The sequence below is a fragment of the Paraburkholderia bannensis NBRC 103871 genome, assembly GCF_000685015.1.
Taxonomy (GTDB): Bacteria; Pseudomonadota; Gammaproteobacteria; order Burkholderiales; family Burkholderiaceae; genus Paraburkholderia; species Paraburkholderia bannensis.
The window spans coordinates 131,152-150,550 of the sequence record NZ_BAYA01000016.1 but is presented as its reverse complement, the minus strand read 5'-3'; the positions used below and the strand labels follow the sequence as shown (position 1 = coordinate 150,550).

At 62.8% G+C, this 19,399-nt stretch carries 19 protein-coding genes; 4 read left to right on the top strand and 15 right to left on the bottom strand.

Annotated features, from left to right (window positions below; translation table 11 throughout):
• Positions 1-39 precede the first annotated feature (39 nt).
• The 6 genes from BBA01S_RS24090 to BBA01S_RS42425 all read right to left on the bottom strand — a co-directional run bounded on the left by BBA01S_RS24090 (position 40) and on the right by BBA01S_RS42425 (position 6,308).
• Positions 40-651 carry a phage tail protein gene (locus tag BBA01S_RS24090; protein ID WP_027818697.1) on the bottom strand — a complete coding sequence of 204 codons (612 nt, stop codon included), beginning with the start codon at positions 649-651 and terminating at the stop codon, positions 40-42.
• 54 nt (positions 652-705) lie between these two features.
• Positions 706-1,059 (bottom strand): DUF6916 family protein, encoded by a 354-nt coding sequence (locus BBA01S_RS42435; RefSeq protein WP_042297781.1) that lies wholly within the window; start codon positions 1,057-1,059, stop codon positions 706-708.
• Positions 1,060-1,272: 213 nt separating this feature from the next.
• Positions 1,273-1,851, bottom strand: coding sequence for a GNAT family N-acetyltransferase (locus BBA01S_RS42430; protein WP_052391858.1), 579 nt, complete (start codon positions 1,849-1,851; stop codon positions 1,273-1,275).
• A 499-nt stretch (positions 1,852-2,350) separates the two neighbouring features.
• Entirely contained in the window at positions 2,351-4,825 is a 2,475-nt protein-coding gene (locus BBA01S_RS24075) for a TonB-dependent siderophore receptor (protein ID WP_042297780.1), read from the bottom strand.
• A gap of 126 nt (positions 4,826-4,951) precedes the next feature.
• On the bottom strand, positions 4,952-5,665 hold the full coding sequence (locus BBA01S_RS47000; RefSeq protein ID WP_167336040.1) for a FecR family protein: 714 nt from the start codon (positions 5,663-5,665) through the stop codon (positions 4,952-4,954).
• A gap of 145 nt (positions 5,666-5,810) precedes the next feature.
• Positions 5,811-6,308, bottom strand: coding sequence for an RNA polymerase sigma factor (locus BBA01S_RS42425; protein WP_245641565.1), 498 nt, complete (start codon positions 6,306-6,308; stop codon positions 5,811-5,813).
• A 219-nt stretch (positions 6,309-6,527) separates the two neighbouring features.
• On the opposite strand from BBA01S_RS42425, the gene BBA01S_RS24060 reads away from it, so the two are divergent.
• From BBA01S_RS24060 to BBA01S_RS42415, 4 genes are all read left to right on the top strand, one after another.
• Positions 6,528-8,081, top strand: coding sequence for an AlkA N-terminal domain-containing protein (locus BBA01S_RS24060; protein WP_084162496.1), 1,554 nt, complete (start codon positions 6,528-6,530; stop codon positions 8,079-8,081).
• A 71-nt stretch (positions 8,082-8,152) separates the two neighbouring features.
• A complete protein-coding gene (locus BBA01S_RS42420; RefSeq protein ID WP_052391857.1) occupies positions 8,153-8,809 on the top strand; it encodes an alpha-ketoglutarate-dependent dioxygenase AlkB in 657 nt (218 codons plus the stop codon).
• 642 nt (positions 8,810-9,451) lie between these two features.
• Positions 9,452-9,757 carry an NIPSNAP family protein gene (locus BBA01S_RS24050; RefSeq protein ID WP_027818694.1) on the top strand — a complete coding sequence of 102 codons (306 nt, stop codon included), beginning with the start codon at positions 9,452-9,454 and terminating at the stop codon, positions 9,755-9,757.
• Positions 9,758-9,859: 102 nt separating this feature from the next.
• Complete coding sequence (locus BBA01S_RS42415) at positions 9,860-11,338, top strand: sensor domain-containing diguanylate cyclase (RefSeq protein ID WP_042297777.1); 1,479 nt, start codon at positions 9,860-9,862, stop codon at positions 11,336-11,338.
• Positions 11,339-11,610: 272 nt separating this feature from the next.
• Here BBA01S_RS42415 and BBA01S_RS24040 read toward each other — a convergent pair whose 3' ends face one another.
• From BBA01S_RS24040 to BBA01S_RS24000, 9 genes are all read right to left on the bottom strand, one after another.
• Positions 11,611-11,889, bottom strand: coding sequence for an HU family DNA-binding protein (locus tag BBA01S_RS24040; protein ID WP_027818693.1), 279 nt, complete (start codon positions 11,887-11,889; stop codon positions 11,611-11,613).
• Positions 11,890-12,065: 176 nt separating this feature from the next.
• Positions 12,066-13,412: a glutamine synthetase family protein gene (locus tag BBA01S_RS24035; protein WP_027818692.1), complete on the bottom strand. Its 1,347-nt coding sequence runs from the start codon at positions 13,410-13,412 to the stop codon at positions 12,066-12,068.
• Between the two features lie 118 nt (positions 13,413-13,530).
• Positions 13,531-14,088, bottom strand: coding sequence for a helix-turn-helix domain-containing protein (locus BBA01S_RS24030; RefSeq protein WP_027818691.1), 558 nt, complete (start codon positions 14,086-14,088; stop codon positions 13,531-13,533).
• A 16-nt stretch (positions 14,089-14,104) separates the two neighbouring features.
• On the bottom strand, positions 14,105-15,394 hold the full coding sequence (locus BBA01S_RS24025; protein WP_027818690.1) for an NAD(P)/FAD-dependent oxidoreductase: 1,290 nt from the start codon (positions 15,392-15,394) through the stop codon (positions 14,105-14,107).
• Between the two features lie 96 nt (positions 15,395-15,490).
• Positions 15,491-16,213: a pyridoxamine 5'-phosphate oxidase family protein gene (locus BBA01S_RS24020; RefSeq protein WP_084162492.1), complete on the bottom strand. Its 723-nt coding sequence runs from the start codon at positions 16,211-16,213 to the stop codon at positions 15,491-15,493.
• A 115-nt stretch (positions 16,214-16,328) separates the two neighbouring features.
• The gene (locus BBA01S_RS24015) at positions 16,329-17,360 is read right to left on the bottom strand and encodes a DNA-binding protein (protein ID WP_027818688.1); all 1,032 of its coding nucleotides are present in this window, start codon (positions 17,358-17,360) and stop codon (positions 16,329-16,331) included.
• A gap of 267 nt (positions 17,361-17,627) precedes the next feature.
• A complete protein-coding gene (locus BBA01S_RS24010) occupies positions 17,628-18,128 on the bottom strand; it encodes a DUF523 domain-containing protein (protein WP_027818687.1) in 501 nt (166 codons plus the stop codon).
• A 42-nt stretch (positions 18,129-18,170) separates the two neighbouring features.
• Positions 18,171-18,518, bottom strand: coding sequence for a helix-turn-helix domain-containing protein (locus BBA01S_RS24005; RefSeq protein ID WP_027818686.1), 348 nt, complete (start codon positions 18,516-18,518; stop codon positions 18,171-18,173).
• A 153-nt stretch (positions 18,519-18,671) separates the two neighbouring features.
• Positions 18,672-19,217 carry a hypothetical protein gene (locus tag BBA01S_RS24000; protein WP_027818685.1) on the bottom strand — a complete coding sequence of 182 codons (546 nt, stop codon included), beginning with the start codon at positions 19,215-19,217 and terminating at the stop codon, positions 18,672-18,674.
• Between the last annotated feature and the right edge of the window lie 182 nt (positions 19,218-19,399).

Below are 19,399 nucleotides of genomic sequence, written 5' to 3'. Positions count from 1 at the left end.
CCACGCGCGGGCTGCGCCGGCGATACGAACGACGGACGATTAACCGCGCGTCGGGAAAATGCCTTGCAGCGCAATGATGAAATTCACGCCCAGATACGGATTGCGCAGGCTGAACGGCTGGCTTTGGCCGGCCGTCTGAACCGCGACCGTGGGCGCACCTGCGTTCACCGTGGCGTTGAACTGCTTGAGCGTGGTGTTGCCGTCGCCGGCCACGTAGAAGTTGCCCGAACGGCCGCCCGAGTTCACGCTGCCCAGCACGACGTTTGTGCCCGGCTCGCTTTGCTGGCCCGTGGTGGCCGTCGATGCGGGAATGTTGATCGGCACCGTCACTGCCGCCGGCGGCGTGACCGTGACCTCGTGGTTATGGGTGGGCAACTGGCTCAGGTTGAGCGTGACCGTTTCGTTGCCCGCCTTCTGACCGAGCACGATGTTCGACAAGCCCGGGCCTTCCCCAAAGCCAACCGGCACACGTCCGCGCAGGTCGGGCAGCCCGAAGGTTTGCATGCCGTCGCCGCCATACGTCGTGCCCAGCAGTGCGAACAGCGCCTGATTCTGCGCGAGCGACATCACCTGGCCCTGGCATTGTGCCCAGCCTTGCGGCGCGAAGTTGAAACCAGCCATACGAATTTCACCAAGATACGGATCGGACATGCTGCCTCCAGAGAGTGGTTAGGACATGCGGCAAAAATCGCCGGACGACGCGCTTCAAACGGCGTTCGCGGCGTGATCCGGAAGGGAAATCGAGGAAGGTTTCTCGCGATGCACGACGGCGCAGAGCACGCCCGCGCCGCTTTTCGTCGGCAGCGTCGGCGTGACGAACAAATGCCACTCGCAGCCGTCGGTGGCGATGAAGCGGTAGGTATCCTGGGGGAGCTGGGTCTGCGCGGGCAATTCGAAATGCGCGCTATAGCATTCGTAGCTATCGTCCATGGCGACGCCTTGCGGCGCTGCGATGAGGCGGGTCTGCACGAGCGGACGCGCTGTGTCGTCCGCGGTCGCCAGCGTAAAAATCTGGCCGAGCGCGGCGCTCAGCTCGACATGAGTCGGTATGTTTGACACGTCGCCCCCCGGCGGTCGGCACGATATACGGCGTTGACGACGCCGCTAGCCCATCGCACCTGCATTCTTTTGGTGTATCCAGCGGCACGGTTGTTTTCGCGCCGCCGCTCTCATGTGTTTGTACTGACTTTTATACAGCTACTTTTTTTGATTTACGGCAAGCTGGAATTATTCTTTAGTGATACTTGCATTTTCTGGCGGCCACAGTCCGGGTCAAACAACAGTCCGAAGGATGCCTAATGGTTTTTCCTCGTTGGCTGGAGCCGCGCATGGGCGTCGCAGCATTTCGTAGACCCCGTTCTCGCCGATTTTCATGAAACCAAGCCGGTCGTACAAGGCTCGCACTGGATTATTGCGCTCCACGTACAGGCTTACTGCCAACCGCTCCTGCCAGGCTTCGGCCAGCACTGCATGCAGCAATCGCGTGCCTATGCCGCCGCCGCGCCATTCCGGCAACAGCGCAATATCGATCACGCGCAACTCGCTGCCGGACGGCTCCTCGCGCTTCGCGTGATAAAGCCGCCCAATCGCCACCCCATTCATTTCGACGATGTCGAAACAGCCGTCGGGATAGTGCCGCTGATAATACTGATGCTGTAACTGGAACTGCTCTTGCAGAAAACTGCGGATGCGCTCCGGCTCCCAGCCGGTGCGCGTAAATTCTTCCACGCGGGTGCTGATGAACACCGCACACTCGAAATCCCGATCCGCCGCCGTGGCGGCCCGCAAGCTCATGCCATCTGGATCGAAGGCTACGTGTTTTGCTATTTCGACGCCCGTGGTATCCATCATTCCGATGTCCGCCCGACCCCAGCATGTAAGAATTGCTAAGCACTTGTAAGGCAATTCGCGCCGCAATTGTAGTCAACGGCTTGCTGATAAACAACCCAAAAAAATGGCGCTGAGATCAGTAAAAGTCCTGGTATCCAATAATCGTTGCCATTTAATGCCGGATGATTATTGGCTGGTTTTCTACGGCAAACGTTTGCCTTACGTTTATTACTCATAGCTGCGAGCGCAGCTATGATTCCTCCCTATATTTGAGCGTTTAATCGATATTGAGGACACGAGGTGGGCGCGCCGGAGATATTGCAATTCTGCAAGGGATCGTGCGACGGCGAACTCTGAACGCAGCAGCACTGACACGTTCCAGAAAGCCCGAAATTTGCCGTGGCGAACTTCAAGCCAGGTGAAAGCGCTATGTCCGGTGATGAGGGGCGGCCGGACATACGCTCTGTGTACGACACCAAAGATATATTGCAGTTTGGAACTGGCAACGAACGCCGCCCTCTTACCAGCGATGGGTATAGCTGGCCGTCATCACGGCGCCTGCGGCGGGCAGGTGGCTCGTGTTGTTGCTGTTGCGCATGAGCTGGCTGTATTGCGGGAAGTAATACCGGTTCAGCAGGTTTTCGACGCCGACCGTCACGCGATCCTTCTTGGTGACCTGATAGCGCGAGATCAGGTCGACGGTCGTATAGCTGCTCACATCCATGCGGCCAAAGCTGATCTTGTCGTTGAGCCGGTAGTCGCGCGCGGCGTAGAACGTCGCCTGCAGACGGTTGCTCCAGCGAGAAGTCGGACGGTACTCCAGATAGCCGGTCAGCTTGAGCGGCGGAATCCGGTAGCCCGTCATGTCCTGAAAGTTCGCGCTGTTCTGCGGGCGCTCGCGGCCTTGAATGTAAGTGAGCGTGCCGCCTGCGCCCCACTTGTCATCGTCGCTTGCATAGTCGAGCGTCGCTTCGACGCCGGAAATGCGCTCGGCCGTACGCGTGAGAATCAAGCCGTTGTTGAAGCTCTGCACGTCGCCAAGTTCCGAGGTCGTATAGAACAGTGCGATGGAGCCATCGGCATTTTTGCCAAGACTGCCGCGCCAACCGATCTCGTAGTTGTTGGTCTTGACGGGCTCAAGGCTCGACGAATGGATGTCGAAACCCGCGGTCGCATTGCGCAACTGCAGACCGACGTCCGGCAACTGGAAGCCCTGGCTGAACGCCGCGTAGACTTCCTGGCCCGGAACTGGCGCATAGGCCACCCCCGCGTTGAACAGCCACGCGCCGTAGTCGGTCGATCCGCCGGGCACCGTGTACTTCTTCGCGAGGCGCAGTTGCGAAAGCGGCACGAAACTGTCGAACCTCGCGCTTGCGTGCTCGTAGCGCACGCCGCCTTCGGCCGACCATTTTTCGTTGAACTTGTGCTGCAGTTGCGCGAATCCGCCGACGCTGGTCGTCGTGAGCGGCGGGAGATACATGAGCGTGCCGGTCTTGCGATAGACCAGGCCGCCGCTCGCATCGTATGCCGTGGGCGAGAAAATATCGTCCGGCATGTCGCTGCGCTCCTGGTTGAAATCGGCGCCCCACTGAACCTTCGTGCGGCCAGCGTGATCGAGCGGCGTCGTGATCGTCAGGCGGCTGCCGAATACCTTCGAGTCCTGCATGACCTGGTCGATGTTGTTCCCGCGCGTTGCAACGGCACGCGCGTCGAACGGCGCAAAACGTGTGTAGTAGTCCCGATAATAAATTTGCGCGGCCACCTCGCTGCCCAGCACGTCCTTGTTGCTGTATTGCAGGTTGAGCTGGGTATTGCGGATACGGTTCTGGTCGTCGAGCTGGAGCCCGTCTTTTGCGCGCGCGGCGACCGTGCCGGGCGTCAGCTTCGCCACCGAGGGATCGCTTGCATAGTCGGTGTCCTGCTTCGCGTCGAAGTGACTTGCCGAAAACACGATGCGCTGGTTCGCATCGATACGAAACCCTAGCTTGCCCTCTACGTTGTAGACGTTCGAGTCGAACAGGTCGCCCTGGCTCGGTTCCGGCGCGATGCGATGGCCCCGCGCGTCGTATGAGCTGCCGATGTGCTGCGCGTCGACGTTGAACTCATAGTCGACGGGGCCGTGGCTGCCCGCGAAATACTGCTGCACCGTGCCGCCCAGGCCGCCGCTGCCCAGGTGCGAAAGCGGCGACGTCATGGAAAACGTCGTCTCGGCGCGCGGCTCGCCGCCGGGCTGCCGCGTCGTGAACGACACGATGCCGCCCGTTGCGCCCGCACCGTAGACGGCGCTGCTGCCACGCAGGACTTCGACTTTCTCGATGTTGTTCGGATCGACGTTGGCCAGATTGCGCGCGGAATCGCGATTGGTGTTCAGCGGCACGCCATCGACCAGCACGAGGATGTTCCTGCCGCGCAGGGTTTGACCGTAATCCGTGATCGTATGGCTCGAATCGGCCATGCCAGGCACGGCCTTGCTCAGCACCGTCGCCAGATTGTTCGAGCCGGTTTCCAGGTCGCGCAATTCGTCGCGGCCAATGACCGTGATCTGCCGGGTGGGACGTACGAGGTCGCTATGCGTTCGATCGTCCGAGATGGCGATGGCAGCAAGTTCGACGGGCTGCGCTGCGTGGCTCGCAGCCGGATCGGCTTTGGGCGATGCGGGCGATGTGGGCGCTGCACGCTCTACCGTGAACGTGTTTGCGCCCGTTGCCTGGGCGCGCAGCCCGGATCCCATCAGCAACTGATCCAGCGCTGCCGAAGGCGTCATCCTGCCTTTCACGGCATGGCTCGATGCCTGCTCGGCGCTGGCCGTCGAAAACAGCAGTTGTGCATTGGACTGCCGCGCAAATGCATTCAGCGCGCGGTCAAGACGCTGCGCCGGAATGTCGAATGATGCAAGCTCGCCACCCTGCCCCCACGCGGCGGCCGACAGACAACTACTCGCAACCGCAACGCACGCGATGCGCCCCAAGCCAGCATGGCGCCCAGAATTCCCCATCCCACCGCTCCTTGTTTGAATCGTTATAAATCGATGACTCTCACAAGGGTTGCCGGATGGACGGGTGCTTTTGTTGACGTCCCGGCGAAAATATTTTTTGAAGCGCGTCGGGTGACTAGCAGGTGACTAGCGATGCGCGATCATGACCGCGCCACTGGCGTCGTGCTTGACCTTGATCGGCAGCACGTGGGGCAGCATATCCAGCAGCGCGTCGATGTTGGCGGTATCGAACTGGCCGGACACACGCAGGTTGGCCGCGCGAGGATCGAGGTCGATCGGCGCCTGCCGATAACGGCGCATTTGCGCGACGGCGACGCTCAACGGCGTTCCGTCGAACACCAGACGACCATCGCGCCAGCCCAAAGCCTGAACCGGATCGAATGGCTCAAGTGAGCCCATATGACCGGCGGCAACGGTAACGGCTTGATTGGGATTGAGGTTGACGGGCGCTTGCGTGCCTGCGGCGACCGCTACGGAACCCGACACGACGCCAACCTGCACGTCGGCAGCATCGCGCCGCACAGCGAACGTCGTCCCGACATCGTGAATCACGACATCGCCTGCGTACGTCACCAGTGGGCGCAATGAGCGCAATGAGGAATGGGCGACTTCGATCGAGGCCTCGCCGCGATCGAGCAGCAAACGGCGGGAGCGGACATGCCATTCGGCACGCACCAACGAATCGGTATTGAGCGCAAGCCGGCTGCCGTCCGCGAGCGACCAGTCGCGGTGCTCGCCCACGGCAGTCTGCAGCGTATCGACACGATAAGCCGGGTCGGCAAACCAGACTGAAACGGCCGCTGCGACGGACAGCATCGTACTGCCGGCAACGCGCTGCATGGTGCGCCGGCGCGACGCCCGACGCACAACCACGTCAAGCGGATAGCGCGCACGCAACGCATCCTTGAAGGGGTCGAGCGAGCCGTCTTGAAGGGATGTCGAATCGTGACTACGGGAAGGCTCAGGCAACATCGGCATTTGCCGTCTAGGTATGCAGAGTGTTCTGCAGGATCGGGGTAAGGGCCGTCATCGCTCGGGCCATATGTTTGGCCACCATGTTACGCGATATCCGTAATTGCGCCGCCACTTCTTCCTGCGATAGATCGTGCAGTTTGTGGAGGATAAACACCTCGCGACATCGCTCGGGCAAGGCATTGATGATCTGCTCCAGCTCCTGCACGGTCTGCTGGTAACTCAGGGCCTGTTCTCCATCGTTATCGTCCGAGCGCGTATCGGGAACCGCCACGCCCGTCGATTCCGTGTGACTCGCATGGGCTTCGTCCCCTCGCCACCGGTCAATCGCCCTATGGATGGACATGTGCCGCAAAAACGCAAGCGGCGTGTGCACCGCTTCGTCAGGCGGCCGCTGCAGAAGCTGGACACCGACATCCTGAACCACGTCGCACGCGAACGCGCGATCGCCGAAGCGACGCCGCACATGGCTGACAAGATCTTCGTAGTGCTTGATAAAGGCAGCGATCAACGAAGAATGGGCGGAGTCGCGGTGCGAGCCTGTCACATTGTTACGGGATGAGCGAGCATCACACCCAAAATGATAATGAGTCTCATTATTAACGTATCTTACAAAGCTGTCAACGCCCGTGAGGGGCGGTAGTCGTCACGCCATCGCATCCACGCTTTCGTCATCCTCGAAGCCCAGGGCGAGTTGCGGACACCCAGGCGGCTAAGCACATGTCCGAAAATGGCGAGCCTCACAGGCGAGCGGAATGTACGATGCTCCTCATGCCTGCCCTCATCTACCCCCCCCGAAAGCGACGCCTGCTATCTGGCGCTGAAGGCGCATGACGCGCGCTTCGATGGCTCGTTTTTCGCGGCTGTCACCAGTACCGGCATTTATTGTCGGCCGGTCTGTCGCGTCAAGACGCCGCGTCGCGAGAACCTGCGCTTTTATCGCCACGCGGCAGAAGCCGAGGCGGCCGGCTTCAGACCTTGTCTGCGCTGCCGTCCCGAATTGGCGCCGCGCGCGGCGTCATGGAGCACGGAAGATGCCTCACGCATCCTGGCCTTCCAGGCTGCGCGATTGATGGACGAGCCCGATGCCTGGAAGCCAATGCCTTCCGCGGGTACGACTGCGGGAGAATCCAGCGGCGGCACGATGGCCCAGATTGCGCAGAAGCTGGGCGTCAGCGATCGCCATTTGCGGCGCATTTTTGAGGCGCATTTTGGTGTCTCTCCGCTTCAGTACCTGCAAACGCGGCGGCTGCTGGCTGCGAAGCAACTGATCGCGGACACCCAGCTGCCGATGGCCCAGGTGGCGTTGTCCAGCGGCTTTGCCAGCGTACGGCGCTTCAACGACGCCTTTTCGCGTCACTATGGCCTGAACCCCAGCGCCCTGCGCCGCGCAAGGTCGGCGCCGGACGGTCTGGGCGTAAGTGTGCGCCTGGGCTGGCGACCGCCCTACAACGTGCCGGCGATGCTCGGCTTCTTGCGCCGGCGCGCGTTGCCCGGCGTGGAGCAGGTGGCCGACCGGGAATTCACGCGCACGCTGCGCCTCATGCGGGGCACGCAGCACTATGGCGGCTGGCTGCGTGTACGTTTCGACGAGGATCGCGCTCAGGCCATGCTGACGGTCAGCGACTCGCTGGCCGCCGCGTTGCCCACGGTGATCAACCGCGTGCGCGCCGCGCTCGATCTGGACGCCGATCCAATCGCCATTCACGCGACGCTCCACGCCGCGTTCCCGTCGAGCGACGGTGTGCGCGTGCCCGGCACACTGGATGGTTTCGAGCTGGCCGTGCGCGCCGTGCTGGGCCAGCAGGTCACCGTGGCCGCTGCACGCACGCTGGGCGCGCGCCTGGTTGCGGCCTTCGGCGATCCCATTGTTACGCCGGTCGCGGGCCTGGATCGTCTCTTTCCCACCCCTGCCGCTCTGGCTGCAGCCAGCGGCGACGAACTGGGCCGACTGGGCATCACGCGCCAACGTCAGGCTGCGCTGCACGCGCTCGCTCACGCCATCCTGGAAGGCCGCATCGCCCTGCATCCCGGCGTGGACGTCGAGACAACCTGTGCCGATTTGCGCGCCCTGCCCGGCATCGGCGACTGGACGGCGCAGTACATCGCGCTGCGCGCTTTGCGCTGGCCCGATGCGTTCCCCGCCGGTGATGTCGCGCTGCAAAAGGCCCTGGGCGTGAGCAATGCCCGCGCCGCCACACAGGCTGCCGAAAGATGGCGGCCCTGGCGCGGCTACTCGGTACTGCGGGTCTGGCATGCCATCGAGCACAGCACTTCAACCTGAACATCACTTTTATTGACATCGCTCCCGGTCGTGCGCCCCCTGGCGGTCGCCGAAAGCGGTCGATTCGCGCCATGAATACACTCACCGAACCCCTCAACGCCATCCATGCCCAGAGCGATTTATTTGGAGAGAGCGAAACCCGCTTTTCGATAGACACCACTTTCCAGACGGCGAAGCGTTTCGCTCTCGATGCGCATTCCTGGGTGGACATCGTGCCTGGCTGGATTTCGGGGGCTTCCCTGCTCTATGAGCAGATGCGCAACAGCGTGCCCTGGCTCGAACACGATCGGCGAATGTTCAACAAGGTCTTTCGCGAGCCGCGCATGACGGCGGCGTATCAGGATCTTGGCGCCGTACCGCAGCAAGGCCTGTTGCAGGCCGTTCGTGCACTCTCAAGTCACTACGGCGTGGTTTATGACGGCTTGTGGATGAACCTCTATCGCAATGGCCAGGACAGCACTGGCTGGCACCGCGACCATCGCTCGTGCCGAAAGCTGGAATGCATCGTACCCGTGCTGACGCTTGGAACAACCCGTCGGTTTCTGATCAAGCCGATAAAAGGCGGCAGCTCCATGACCTTCAAACCCTCCTCCGGCGACCTTGTCGTGATGGGCGGGCGATCCCAGCAGGACTGGGTGCATTGTGTGCCCAAGGAACCCGGCATCGTGGAGGCGCGAATCAGCGTCAACTTCATGAGTTCGGCGCAAGGCGTGAGCGATCGCCTGTGAGCCGTGGCTAGCACGGGCGTTCGCACGTAAAGCTCGTCGGGCCTTCTGACACACGTTACCGTCACTGTTTTTTCGAAAAGCAAGGAACTTAACGATAAGTAATCCTCTTTGTTTTATCTCGTTTCCGCAGTCAAACTGCCAGTCAAACCCGGGAGAATGCGGTGGAATCACTCGTCAGGAACGGGTCTATTCAATAGCAAGAAACGGAGTGACCGCGCAAACACACAGCGGTAGCGTGAAAGTCACGCTGGCAATCGCGACGAAAGCCTGATTGCCGACGTGCTCCTTGCCATCCTTCAGCGAGGTCTATCATGCTTCCATTGCTATCGCTGCATGCACTGGTGACTCATCGCGGAGACGGGCTTCGTCCGGAACTCCGCGCTCTTTTATTGAGCCGCGCGAACGGTCACGAAGGGCTCAGCGCCAAAATTGAAATCGACGACAACGAGAGCAGCCGGTCTCCGGCGAACAATCTCAGCGAACCAGAAGCGAGCAAGAATCCATAGACTCGTGACTTCAATGCGCCTGCATTTGAATTCGCCCGCCTGTTGCGCTCACGCGATGCGAAAAAGGCGGCCATTATTCCGGCCGCCGCTGCACTAGAATCGGAGATCGTTCCAACCTGCACACTCATCGCCAATCATGATCACCTGCACGCTGCGCTACGTCATCGACCCCTACCGTCTCGCCGAATTCGAGACCTACGCCAAAATGTGGATTCCCCTCGTCGAGCGGTTCGGCGGCCAGCATCACGGTTATTTTCTGCCCAGCGAAGGCGCAAACAATATCGCGCTCGCCCTGTTTTCGTTCCCGAGCCTTGCCGCCTACGAAACCTACCGCGAACAATCGCGCCACGACGCCGACTGCCAGGCGGCCTTCCAGTACGCCGACGAAACCCGCTGCATCGTGAGTTATGAACGCAGTTTCATGCGCCCCGTATTCGGGTAGGATGCGCATAGCGTGCCGCACGGATCGCGGCGCGCCTCAACCTCTTTCTTTGCACCCGACATGCAACAAGGCACTCCGGCCACCGCCGCCAGCTTTGCCAGTATGGGCGTCGACCTGCTCGACTTTTTCGACGTCACGCCCACGTCCCTGTGGCTCGAGGACTATAGCCAGCTCCGCGCCCTGTTCGAACGCTGGCGCGAAGCGGGCGTGACGGATATCCGCCAGTGGCTCGAAGAAGATCCGCGCCGCGTGGCCGAATGCTCCGCCTGCATCCGCGTGCTCAAGGTGAACCAGCATACGCTCGCGCTTTATGGCGCGCGCAGCCACGACGAGCTCACGGCCCACCTCGCCGAAGTCCTGCGCGACGACATGTTCCAGGCGCACGTGGGCGAGCTCGAACAGATGTGGAAAGGCAGTGCCACCTTCGAAAGCAAGAGCGTGAACTACACGCTCAGCGGCCGTCGCATGGACATCCTGCTGCGTGGCGTGATCCTGCCGGGCCACGAAAACGACTGGAGCCGCGTGCTCGTGGCCATCGAGGACGTGTCCGCACTGGAGGATGCGCGCCAGCGCGCGGCGGCGAGCGAGCAATACGCGCTCGGTGTTTTCGAACATGCGCCGGTGTCGCTGTGGGTCGAGAATTTTTCGGCGATCCGCCAGTTGCTCGACGAAGTCCGCATGCAGGGCATCGTCGATTTCCGCACTTTCACCGACGTGCATCCCGAGTTTGTCGAGCGCTGCATGAGCGAAATTCAGGTGCTCGACGTCAATCACTACACGCTCGGCATGTATCGCGCGCCCGACAAGGCCACGCTGCTCGCGCGCCTGCCGCAGATCTTCCGCGACGACATGCGCCCGCATTTTCGCGAGCAATTGCTCGATTTGTGGGAAGGTCGGCTGTTCCAGCAGCGTGAGGTCATCAATTACGCGCTCGACGGCAGCGAGCTCAACGTGCACCTGCAATTCTCGGTTTTTCCCGGCCACGAGGAGCAATGGGATCTTGTGCTGCTTGCGCTCACCGACATCACGGCACGCAAGAAAGCCGAGGCTTACCTCGAATTTCTGGGCAAGCACGATGTGCTCACCAAGCTCAAGAACCGCTCGTTCTATGTCGACGAGCTGAACCGCCTGCAACGCAAGGGGCCGTTCCCGGTCAGCGCGATCGTGCTGGACATGGACAACCTGAAGACCGTGAACGACCAGCTCGGCCATGCGGCCGGCGACGCGCTGCTACGCCGCGCAGGCGAAGTGCTGGCCAAGGCGATCCGCAAGCCGTACCACGCCGCGCGCATCGGCGGCGACGAGTTCGTGATGCTCCTGCCGGGCGCGGACGCACGCGACGCGGAAATCGTCGCGGACAGCATCGGCAAACTGGTCGAGCTGAACAATCAGTTCTACGGCGGGCCGCGTTTGAGCTTCTCGCTGGGCTGGGCAAGCTGCGAGGAAGGCGAAAGTCTGGAAGGCATGATGCGTGCCGCGGATGCGGCCATGTACGAGGCCAAGCGGCGCCGCAACGAACTCGCGCGCCAGGGCACGCAATCGTCGCAACTGCTCGCGACGCCGCGCAAAGACGATCTTTAAGCCGACCAGGCCCATGCGCTTTGCCGCGTGCGGGCTTCGTCCGGTTAGTTCGATTAATTCGGTTACTTCGGACAACAGAGGATTTGCCGATGTAAACGGCAACCGGGAGCGAGACGCCAAGCGTCCCGCTCCCGGAGTGTGATGCGCCAAAACCGCCGCGCGTGCGCAGCCGAAACCGCGCGGAAGACGAGCAGAGGTCATGCGCAAGGAAGGCGCCAAAGCGCCCTCCTCATGTCACGAACCCTGCACGCGCCGCGCGGCGGCGGCCAGCATCACGACGCGTTGACGGCGTCCTTGAAGGCCTTGCCGGCCGTGAACTTGACCGTCTTGGCCGCAGCGATCTGGATTTCCGCGCCCGTAGCCGGGTTGCGGCCGACGCGTGCTGCGCGCTGGCCGGTCGAGAACGAACCGAAGCCGACGAGCTGCACGGAATCGCCCGACGTGACCGCCTTGGTGACCACTTCGAGGATCGCGTCGATTGCCGCGCCCGTGGCTGCCTTGGTCTCGCCCGTGCTTGCGGCGACTGCGTCAATGAGTTCCTGTTTGTTCATCTGCTACCTGTGTTGAGTTGAGAAAACCTGCATACCCTACCTCACGCGGGCAAAACAGGCAAATCGCGTTGCATATCGAAACGTAAGGCACACGGGGGTTACAGGCCCCTCGCGGATGCGGGAACGATTCATGCAAGGCGATTTTCTCGCCAATTTAGTGTCTATTTCGCGTATTTTTACAAAAACCACCGATATTCGCGTGCGGCAATCGCGTTCATAAAATCGAGATGGTCTTGCCGTTTATTTTCGCAATAAACCGTCACAAAGTCCTCGCCGAGCGCCTCGCGCACCCCGGCATGCGCCTTCATGGCCTCCACCGCCGAGAGCATATCGCCCGGAAAATCGATGCCGCTCGCACGGTTTTCGTTGAGCGGCGCGATGGGTTCGCGGCCCGCGTCGAGACCGAATTCGATGCCGGCGAGGATCGCCGCGAGCACCAGATAGGGGTTCGCGTCGGCGCCTGCGAGGCGGTGTTCGATGCGCAGGTTTGCCTCGTCCGACTCCGGGATTCGGATGCAGGCGTCGCGATCCTCGAAACCCCAGCTCGCCCGGCTCGCCGCGTTGACCATCGCGCCGTAGCGCCGGAATGCGTTGTGATTGGCGGCGAAGACCGGCATGCAATGCGGCAGCAACGCGAGGCAACCCGCCACGGCGTGCCGCAGCGCGCGCCGCTCGTGCGCCGCCAGCACATTGCGGCCCGCCTCGTCGTAGAGGCTGACGTGCACGTGCATGCCGCTGCCCGGCGCGTCGAGCCACGGCTTCGACATGAAGCTCGCGCGGTAACCGTGCTGCATCGCCACGCCGCGCGTGCTGCGGCAGAACAGCGCAGACCAGTCGGCGGCCCGCATCGCGTCGTCGCAATGGCCAAAGTTGATTTCGAACTGGCCAGGCCCGAGTTCGGCGGTAATGACCGTTGCGTCGACATCCTGTTCGCGCGCCGCCTCGACCATTTCGTGCAGCACCGGCGCGAAACGCGAGAGACGCTCGATATGCATGTTCGGCTGATCGTCGGCGTCGTCGCAGAGTAGATCGCGCGCGTGCTGCGGCAGCCCGTCGCGCAGCTTCGCATCGAACAGATAGAACTCCAGTTCGAAGGCGACCACCGGCTTGAGGCCGCGCCGCGCGAAACGCTGGAGCACGCGCGCGAGCACTTCGCGCGGCTCGAAGGCGATCGGCGCGGCGGTGCCGTCCGAGGTGATGAGCATTTGCGCGAGCGGCTGCTGCTCCCAGCGCACCCGCTTGAGCGTGCCGGGCACGAGACGGCGCGCGGCGTCGGGATCGCCGTCGTGGAAGCAATATTCGCCGATCGGATACACCCCGCCCTGCGCGCCGAGCAGGATGCAGTTCTGCGGCAGCTTGAGCATCGCGCCTGCCGCGACTTTTTCGAGCATGCCAATGGGGTAACGCTTGCCGTAAAAATGGCCCGGCAGGTCGAGACAGATCAAGTCGACGTACTGCACGTCGGGATGCGCCGCACGGAAGGCGCGTACTTCGCTCAGCAGATCGGAGGCGATGGCGGTCACGTCAGTGTCCTTTGATAACGCAAGCTGGTTTTTAATATGGATTGCGAAACAAATAAGAAGCGCGCCCGCATTCCGGGCGTACCTAACCGATCAATCAGTGTCGCGGCGCGTCGTCACCTCAGGTGAACACCCACAGCACGCGCGCGGGCTGCTCCGCCAGGTTTGCGTAACTGAAGCGGCAACGCGACGGCAACTGAAAACTGTCACCGGCCTTGAGCGTGACGGGCTCGCCGTCACTGTCGAGCCAGATCGTCAGCTCGCCTTCGAGCACGAAACCGCCCTGCTCGTCGCTATCGTCGACGGGACGCTCGCCGCTCGTCGCGCCCGGCTCCAGCAGGCTTTCGAGCATCGAAAATCCCGACGACATGCTCGGCGACACCAGCACGTCCGTGATGCCGCCGCCGTAGTAAAGCGTGCGACGCTCGGCCGGGCGCGTGACCCAGGGCAGCGCGCGCGGCTTGCTCACGCTGTAGAAGTACGTCGTGGGCGTCTGCAATGCCTCGCCGATGGCGGTGAGATCGGCGACCGTGGGCCGCGACAGCCCGCGTTCGACCTGCGAGAGAAACCCCACCGAGCGCCCGATGCGCTGCGCCAGCTCCGAAAGCGTCACCTTCTTGTGCTTGCGCAGATCGCGAATCAGGATCGCGAGCCCTTCGATCTCTTCCTGCCTGTCCATGCCGGTTTCACTCCCATCAGACGACGTCGCGCAGGCGATACCAGAGCTTGCCCAGCGCTTCGAGCGGTGCGGCCAGCGCGTCGCCGCCCGGAAAACGCGGATTATGGATGGCCTCGTAGTGCGAGAGCAAGCGCGTATCGCCGAGGATCGCATCGGATACCGCGCGCGCAGCGGCCAGCGTCGGCAGCACGCCGTGACCGGAAAAGCCTTGCAGCCAGTAGCGACCGCGCGCGTGGCCCACGTCGGGCGTGCGCCGGATGCTGATGTCGATATGGCCGCCCCACGCGTGCTCCAGTTCGACGCCGCGCAATTGCGGAAACGCACGTTCGAGACTCGGACGGATGGCCGCGCGAATGTCCTTCGGAATGCCGCCCAGATAGGTGCACGCGCCGCCGAACAGCAGCCGGTGGTCGGGGCTCAGGCGGAAGTAGTCAGGGACGAACTGATTGTCGATCACGCAACTATTGCGCGGCAGGATCGCGTTCGCGAGCGCGGGATCGAGCGGCGCAGTGGCCACCTGATAGGTGCCGACGGGCAGCACGCGACGCGCGAGTTCGCTGTCGAGCCGATCGATATAGGCATTGCAGGCCAGCACGAGCGTGTCCGCGCGAATCGATCCGCGCGCCGTGTTCGCGATGAAACCGGACGGCGTTTCGCGCCACGTCAGCACGCGGGTCTGCTCGAAAATGCGGCCGCCCGCGCGCTCGATGGCGGCGGCAATGCCCAGCGCGAACTTGAGCGGATTCAGATGGCCGGCCTCGGGATCGTAGAGCGCGGCGCGATAGCGCGGGCTGCCGATCCAGCCTGGCATGTCCTGCTGCGGGATCACGCGCAGCGCGTCGTAACCCCACTTCTGCGCGGCCTCGTCGCGCGCCACGTCGAGCATGCCCACACGATTGCGCTTCACGGCGGCCCACAGGCTGCCGGGGCGATAGTCGATATCGAAGCCATGCCGCTGCGGCAACTCGCGTACTTCGCGCGCCGCCCAGCGCATGCTATCCCAGAGTTCGCGGGCGCGCTCGACGCCCAGCGAATGTTCCAGCGGCCCCATATCGCACGACCAGCCGAGCAGCGCCTGACCGCCGTTGCGCCCCGACGCGGCCCACGCCACCCGGCTTGCCTCGACGACGGCGACGCGCTTGCCGGCCAGCGCGAGCCGCAACGCCGTATGCAGCCCACTGAATCCCGCGCCGACGATCAGGACGTCGGCGTCGCAATCCTCTTCCAGCGCCGCACGCGCAGGCGCGGCGGCAGGCAGGGTGCGGGCGTAGTAGCTCTCCACATGCTGGGTCGATTCGACGAACATCGCGGCATCCGTGAAATTTTATTTGCTAAATTTCATGAAAAATTAGCACGGCAATTTCACGGATGCAAGCGGGAGTTTCCCCCGACGCTTATTGGCTCAGCGCTGCGCGTCGGCCGCCCGGCTCGCCCACTCGCGCACATAAGCGGGTTCGCCGTCCGGCGGCAGGTTGCCGTCGCGTTCGGGCGCAAGCGGCCGCAGCGCCATCGGCAGCACACCCGCCCAGACCGGGCGATCGAGGTCTTCTTCGTCGTCACAGACGCCGTGCGCGCGCACCTTCGCGACCGCTTCGTCGAGCGGCAGGCGCAGCACCGTGGTCGCAGCGAGTTCGTTGCGGTTGCCCGCGCGCGCTTCATGCACGCGCCCCGGCGCGATGTGCTCCATGAACGCATCGAGCGCGGCGGACTTGTGGCCGTCCGCGACGACTTCGAACGCGCCGTAGATCATCGCCGAGCGATAGTTCATCGAGTGATTGAACGCCGAGCGCGCGAGCACAAGGCCATCGAGGTGCGTGACGGTCACGCAGACCTGGGCGCCTTCGGCGGCGAGTTTGAGCATGCGGCTGCCATTGGAGCCGTGGATGTAGAGATGATCGCCCTCGCGCCAGCAGGCGGTGGGAATGCAATGGACGCCGTGGGCATCGGCGAATGCGACGTGGCAGACGTAGGCGTCATCGAGAATCGCGTGCAGCGTGGCGCGATCGTAGTCGGCGCGCTGGGCGATGCGACGCACGCGCGTGCGCGCCGACGGCGCGCCCTGAGTTGCGATGGAATCGGCTTCGTTGTTGTTGTTGTCGTTGTCGTTGCTGTCGCTCACGGACATCCTTGGCTTCTCCTGGTTTCAGGTGGGGAAAGCCTGTTACGTTAGCGAAGCGGTGGCCCTAGCGGTAGACCCAACATGGCGCGAAAATATAGAGCCACATGCGTCCTGGATATCCTCAAGTCGACCCGGACTTTTTGCGCATAACACGCAATGGCTTTGCCGCGCCATCGGTTGAGCGGGCCGCTCGCCTGGGCGTCCGGCGGGCAACCGGCGCGCTATTCGGAGGCGTCACCGCCTTCGCCTTGCTGCGTAGCGTCTCCAGTTCCTCCGTCTGCGTCGCGTGGATGGCTCGCATCGCGTCCAGCCGCCCTTCCAGCATGCCCGCCTGGTGACGCAGATCGCCCAGTTGAGTTTGCAACGCCTGGGTTTCGCTACGCGCGGTTTCTTCGGCCCGCGTAGCGCGCTTCGTCGCCGCTTCCAGATCCTTTTGCAGGCGCGCGCTGGTGGCGCGTTCGCGCTCGATTTCGAGCAGGGCGCGCTTTTCGGCCGCTTGCAGGCGAGTTTCGGCCAGTTCGGCGCTCGCGCGCAGCTTGTCGAGTTCGGCGGCAAAGTCAGCGCGCGCCTGCACGAGCGCCGCGTCGCGCTCCCGTCCGGCTTGCTGCAAGTCCGCGACCTGCCCTTCGAGTGCTATGCGCGTTGCCTCGCCCGCCGCCTGAGCCTGCTCCAGTTCGTGAATGCGAACCTGCGCGGCGAGCAGCGCCGTCGTCCGTTGCTCAAGCGCCGTTTCCGTGCGCGCAAGATCGCTCTGCAAACTTGCAACTTGCGACTCGGCTTCGCGCCGCGCGTCTTCCACTTCGACACGCAACGCTTCGAGCGATGACTGAGCCGCCGCCGTGGCGCGCGTCCACAATGCCGCGACCAGTTCGCCCGCTGCGCCCTGCAACTCCTCCGGCAAATCCGCGTGCTCGATACGCACGCGGCTTTTCTCACGCAACTCCGCCCAAAATTCGCCGAGGACGGCCGTCGGCGTGCCCATGCTGCCGCGATGAACCAGTTGATAGAGGCGGTTCGCGGTGGGTGTGATGCCGAAGCGGAAGAACAGCAGGGCGCACACCTCGCGATACAACTCGCGCGTCTTGGGGAATTCGGCCTTGAGTCGTTCGATTTCGGCTGTGATGCGGACTTCGTCGGGCGCGGCGTCGGACATGATGAGTTTCGAATGCGATAGAACAATGAATATTACAACGTAAATCGTATGTTTTCTACTTTCTTAAGTCGTAATTTAGACATTACTTTTATAATGTTTGTGGAAATGCAAAAAGGGGCGTGCCTGAACGCGCCTTAGCTTGAAACAATCGATTCGAGGGGAGTCTGCGAAGCTCGCCGGGCGCGAGCCGCTAAAAGAAGGAAGCCAGACGATTTGTGAATCCGCCTGGCCTTAGCAATGAAGTGAGAAACGCCAGCCGCAGAGCAATCAGCCCCGCTCCTCGCGCGCCAACCGGGCTGCCAGCGCGCCAATCTCCGAATCCGCGAAAACTTCGATGCCGTGCGCGCGAAGCAACGCCGCCGTCACCCCTGCCCCGGCGTGGCGCTGCCCCGAAAAGCTGCCGTCGTAAATGAACTGGCTGCCGCACGAAGGGCTGCCATCGATCAGCAAGGCAAAACGGCAATCGTGCTCGCGCGCCGCCGCGAGTGCCGCCTGCGCACCCGCAACGAACAGCGCTGTCACATCGGCACCGCTCGCGTCGACGACTTGCGCGCCTGCCGCCAGCACCTCGTCGCCCGACTTCGCCAATGCGATCTCGGCCGCCGGACGCGGCACGCCAAACCCACCCATCAGCTCAGGGCAAACGGAAACGATGCGCCCCTCGCGCCGCCACGTATCGAGCAGCGGGTGCGCAAGCGTCTTGGCCGCGCCGTTGTACCGGACGGGGCTGCCAAGCAGACACGCACTAACCAGAACCTTGTGAATCATCGCAATGGAAAATAAAGCCGCTAAATGCAGCACGCGAACCCGTCACTCATCCTTCGCGGCACGCACCATCGCTTCGGAGAGCTTGTCGAAGTGACGCAGCGCGGCGGGCGTGAGTTCGACCTGCTTGCGCCGCGCATCCTCGGTATCGCCGAGGCGAATCCAGCCCTTCTCGCGCATCGAAGTCAGCCGTGCATGCAGCGTGGCCGGCGACCCCAGTTCGCTCTTGCCCATGATGTCGCGCACGGAAAGACGTTCATGCGTCTGACCGACGCGCGCCACCAGTTCGAGGATGCGTTGTTCGAGCGGGTCGAGCGCCGGCAGCGCGGGCAGGCCACGCAGCGCATCCGCCAGTTGCAGGAAACGAAAGTAGATATCAGCAGGGCGCGTCATGGTGGGGAATTCGCATATCGTCGACTGCTAGTCCTTCCCACGCACGTCGCGCGCATGGGAACGCGAGGCATTCTACCGCGCCGATAAACGCACGACCGCTATTGCACCGGGGATCTGGCGCGAAGATCCCGGAGACTGGCTTCTAATTGTTTTTTATTCGATCAGGCCAGGCACACGCGACGTCCAATGCGCGTCGGACGCCTGCAAATAGGGGCTCACCGCATCATCGCTTTCAAGCACGCGTGCGATGCGCTCATAAAGCGTAAACCAGTCGACGGCCAGCACGGGAACCGTGATATCGCCGCGCGTGCGATAGGCCAGGAAGCGCATCCAGCTATCGAGAAAAATGCCCTGCCCCGGCATGAGCAGGCACGGCGGCCTGGCCACGCGCGGATAGTGCAGACGGGTTTCGCCAATTGCCGCGCTCAGCGACGCGTCGTCGTCGCCATTGGGCGCGCAATGATCGCGCACCGCCTGATTGACGAGCGACATCGGCAATTCGACGAACGCCACACGCACGTCGCTCACGACGTGCAGCGCCGTGCTGCCCGCAATGTCTCGTGCGCCGTCTCCGGCGAACACACGTTTCGCCACGACGGAGCGAGCCTGCGGAGGCAACGCGCCAAGCGACATGGCGCCATGAAAAAGCGCCTCGCGAAACAGGGGATATCTGACCAGCCAGGTGTCGGATGATGCCATACGACCTACCGCGCGATCGCAACGCACACCGATGGTGCAGGTGGGCGCGCCGCGTCGCTTCGGCACTCTCTCAGGTTCTATTGTTATAAAAAATATAACGTCAATCCGGTTAATCGACAAGAGGCGCAGCGGAAATATGCACCAGTCGAAAATCGCCGCCCCCAGCAACGGATGACATGGCT

Excerpts from the sequence above, each read along its gene's own strand:
- BBA01S_RS24060 (WP_084162496.1), top strand. The coding sequence starts at position 6,528 with ATGGCGAGCCTCACAGGCGAGCGGAATGTACGATGCTCCTCATGCCTG.
- BBA01S_RS42420 (WP_052391857.1), top strand. The coding sequence starts at position 8,153 with ATGAATACACTCACCGAACCCCTCAACGCCATCCATGCCCAGAGCGAT.
- BBA01S_RS42415 (WP_042297777.1), top strand. The coding sequence starts at position 9,860 with ATGGGCGTCGACCTGCTCGACTTTTTCGACGTCACGCCCACGTCCCTG.
- BBA01S_RS24015 (WP_027818688.1), bottom strand. The coding sequence starts at position 17,360 with ATGTCCGACGCCGCGCCCGACGAAGTCCGCATCACAGCCGAAATCGAA.
- BBA01S_RS24040 (WP_027818693.1), bottom strand. The coding sequence starts at position 11,889 with ATGAACAAACAGGAACTCATTGACGCAGTCGCCGCAAGCACGGGCGAG.
- BBA01S_RS24005 (WP_027818686.1), bottom strand. The coding sequence starts at position 18,518 with ATGACGCGCCCTGCTGATATCTACTTTCGTTTCCTGCAACTGGCGGAT.
- BBA01S_RS24090 (WP_027818697.1), bottom strand. The coding sequence starts at position 651 with ATGTCCGATCCGTATCTTGGTGAAATTCGTATGGCTGGTTTCAACTTC.
- BBA01S_RS24030 (WP_027818691.1), bottom strand. The coding sequence starts at position 14,088 with ATGGACAGGCAGGAAGAGATCGAAGGGCTCGCGATCCTGATTCGCGAT.
- BBA01S_RS24075 (WP_042297780.1), bottom strand. The coding sequence starts at position 4,825 with ATGGGGAATTCTGGGCGCCATGCTGGCTTGGGGCGCATCGCGTGCGTT.
- BBA01S_RS47000 (WP_167336040.1), bottom strand. The coding sequence starts at position 5,665 with ATGCAGCGCGTTGCCGGCAGTACGATGCTGTCCGTCGCAGCGGCCGTT.
- BBA01S_RS24025 (WP_027818690.1), bottom strand. The coding sequence starts at position 15,394 with ATGTTCGTCGAATCGACCCAGCATGTGGAGAGCTACTACGCCCGCACC.
- BBA01S_RS42430 (WP_052391858.1), bottom strand. The coding sequence starts at position 1,851 with ATGATGGATACCACGGGCGTCGAAATAGCAAAACACGTAGCCTTCGAT.
- BBA01S_RS24020 (WP_084162492.1), bottom strand. The coding sequence starts at position 16,213 with ATGTCCGTGAGCGACAGCAACGACAACGACAACAACAACAACGAAGCC.
- BBA01S_RS24000 (WP_027818685.1), bottom strand. The coding sequence starts at position 19,217 with ATGGCATCATCCGACACCTGGCTGGTCAGATATCCCCTGTTTCGCGAG.
- BBA01S_RS24050 (WP_027818694.1), top strand. The coding sequence starts at position 9,452 with ATGATCACCTGCACGCTGCGCTACGTCATCGACCCCTACCGTCTCGCC.
- BBA01S_RS24010 (WP_027818687.1), bottom strand. The coding sequence starts at position 18,128 with ATGATTCACAAGGTTCTGGTTAGTGCGTGTCTGCTTGGCAGCCCCGTC.